Raw genomic sequence first — 2,152 nt, 5'->3', positions numbered from 1 at the left:
GGTCGGGGGCCGTGCCGCGGGGACGGGTCTTGAGCCGGTCGCCGGCGATCTCCATCCCGGCGGCGCGCAGCTCGTCCACGATGGCCTGGAGCTCGCCGCCGGACGTGTCGGAGCCGACCGCGTCCCGGTAGCGGCGGAGCTGCTCGGGGGTCGGGGCGTACATGCCGCCGGCGGCGAGCAGCCCGTCCGCGTCGACCTGGAGGTAGAAGCCCTCGCTCGTATGGCCGCCCTGGTGGGTCTTGTAGGGCGTCTTGTCCTTGCTGAACCGGAGGTCGCGGTACGGGCGGAAGAGCTTGACCGCGCCGAACTCGTCCTCCAGCTCGGCGCACAGCTCGGTCATCGGTTCGCGTACGTGGCGTTCGTACGTGTCCTTGTGGGCCGACCAGTAGGACTTGCTGTTGTCGGCCTGCAGGCCCTCGTAGAACTCGAACGTCTCGTGGGTGAATCCCTTGAACGCCACGGCTCCCCCTCAGTCGCGGGCGATGACCCGGTTGGTGAGGCTGCCGACGCCGCCGATGGTGACCGTCACCTCGTCCCCGATGTCCAGCGGGCCGACCCCCTCCGGGGTGCCGGTGAGGATGACGTCGCCGGGCAGCAGGGTCATGACCTGGCTCACGTACTCGACGAGGGCCGGGACGTCGTGCAGCAGGTGGGACGTGCTGGAGTCCTGCCGGACCTCGCCGTTCACGGTGGTGGAGATCGCGAGGTCGGCGGGGTCGGCCTCGGTCTCGATCCACGGGCCGAGCGGGCAGAACGTGTCGAACCCCTTGGCGCGCGTCCACTGCCCGTCCCTGGCCTGGAGGTCACGGGCGGTGACGTCGTTGGCGCAGGTGTAGCCGAGGACGACGTCGGCGGCGCGGGACGCCGGCACCTCGCGGCACATCCGGCCGATGACGACGGCCAGCTCGCCCTCGTAGTCGACCCGCTCCGACAGCTTCTGCGGGTACATGATCGCCTCGCCGGGACCGATCACGGCGGTGGACGGCTTCGAGAACAGCATCGGCTCGGCCGGGGCCTCGCCGCCCATCTCCGCCGCGTGGGCGGCGTAGTTCTTGCCGATCGCGATGACCTTGCTCGGCAGTATCGGCGCGAGCAGCCGGACGTCGGCGAGCGGGAAACGCTGCCCGGTGAACGTCAGCTCACCGAACGGATGGGCCGCGATGGCGGCGACGGTGTCCTCCTCCACCACGCCGAAGGCCATGCCGTCGTCGGTGGAGAACCTGGCGATACGCATGCTCGAAAGCCTAGTGCGTCGGTCAGAAGCCGCATGCCCTGCCGTTGAGCTTGCAGCCCTCGGGGGTCGTCGTGGCGCCGGCCGCGCCGAACTGGACCTCCCACGTGCCGCCGGGCGGGATCGCGGGGGCGTCGTCCAGATTCTTGATCTCGACCTTCTCGCCGCCCTCGGCGAGCTTCGCGCCCCAGATGTTCTTCACGTCCGCGCCGGGGGTGCGGAACGTCAGCTTCCAGGTCTTCATCGGCTCGTCGGTGCGGTTGGTGAGGACCATCCGGCCTTCGAAGTACCCCTCGTCCTGCTGGACGAGCTGGTAGGTGATGCCGGTGCCCCGCAGCACCGGGCCGATCGGCGCGGTGGGCACCGGCGGCGACGCGGGCTGCTCACCGGGCGCCCCGCCCACCGGGGGTGCGGCGGGAGCCCCGCTCGACGGCGGCACGGCGGGCGCTCCGCTCGGCGGCGGGCCGCCGGGTGTCGCCGGTGCCGGCCCGCCGCCCTCGGTCGGCGGGGCGGACGCCGCCGGGGAGGTGCCCGCCCCGGCCTTGTCGTCCTCGCCGGACCCGCCGGTCAGCAGCAGCACCGCGACCCCGGCGATGGCGAGGAGCACCACCAGTCCGCCGGCCAGCGCGACGAGCAGCAGCGGGCCCTTCGACCGCGGCGTGCCGGACGGCGGCACCGCGCCGGACGGCGACGCGGCGGGCGGCATCGTCTCCTGCTGCGGCGCCCCTGGCATCGCGTACGCGAACGCCGGACCCGGCTCGGCGGGATTCGGCGGGGCAGGGCTTGATGAGGCAGGACGGCTTCGAGAACAGCATCGGCTCGGCCGGGGCCTCGCCGCCCATCTCCGCCGCGTGGGCGGCGTAGTTCTTGCCGATCGCGATGACCTTGCTCGGCAGTATCGGCGCGAGCAGCCGGACGTCG

At 72.6% G+C, this 2,152-nt stretch carries 3 protein-coding genes and 1 pseudogene; all 4 read right to left on the bottom strand.

What is annotated here, in order from left to right; all coding sequences use genetic code 11:
• Window positions 1–460: DUF2461 domain-containing protein (locus tag E1266_RS36940; RefSeq protein ID WP_132055188.1), on the bottom strand; the 460-nt coding region annotated here is incomplete at its 3' end.
• 9 nt (window positions 461–469) lie between these two features.
• Window positions 470–1,234 carry a fumarylacetoacetate hydrolase family protein gene (locus E1266_RS36935; RefSeq protein ID WP_132055186.1) on the bottom strand — a complete coding sequence of 255 codons (765 nt, stop codon included), beginning with the start codon at window positions 1,232–1,234 and terminating at the stop codon, window positions 470–472.
• 22 nt (window positions 1,235–1,256) lie between these two features.
• Entirely contained in the window at window positions 1,257–1,964 is a 708-nt protein-coding gene (locus E1266_RS39095; protein ID WP_207946156.1) for a cellulose binding domain-containing protein, read from the bottom strand.
• A gap of 61 nt (window positions 1,965–2,025) precedes the next feature.
• Window positions 2,026–2,152: pseudogene (locus E1266_RS39760) on the bottom strand (2-hydroxyhepta-2,4-diene-1,7-dioate isomerase); the annotation flags it as partial.

This window comes from Actinomadura sp. 7K534 (assembly GCF_004348575.1).
GTDB classification, from domain to species: domain Bacteria; phylum Actinomycetota; class Actinomycetes; order Streptosporangiales; family Streptosporangiaceae; genus Spirillospora; species Spirillospora livida.
This window is presented reverse-complemented; position numbering and strand designations above follow the sequence as displayed.

Coding starts and splice junctions, on each gene's coding strand:
- E1266_RS36935 (WP_132055186.1), bottom strand. CDS start 1,234: ATGCGTATCGCCAGGTTCTCCACCGACGACGGCATGGCCTTCGGCGTG.
- E1266_RS39095 (WP_207946156.1), bottom strand. CDS start 1,964: ATGCCAGGGGCGCCGCAGCAGGAGACGATGCCGCCCGCCGCGTCGCCG.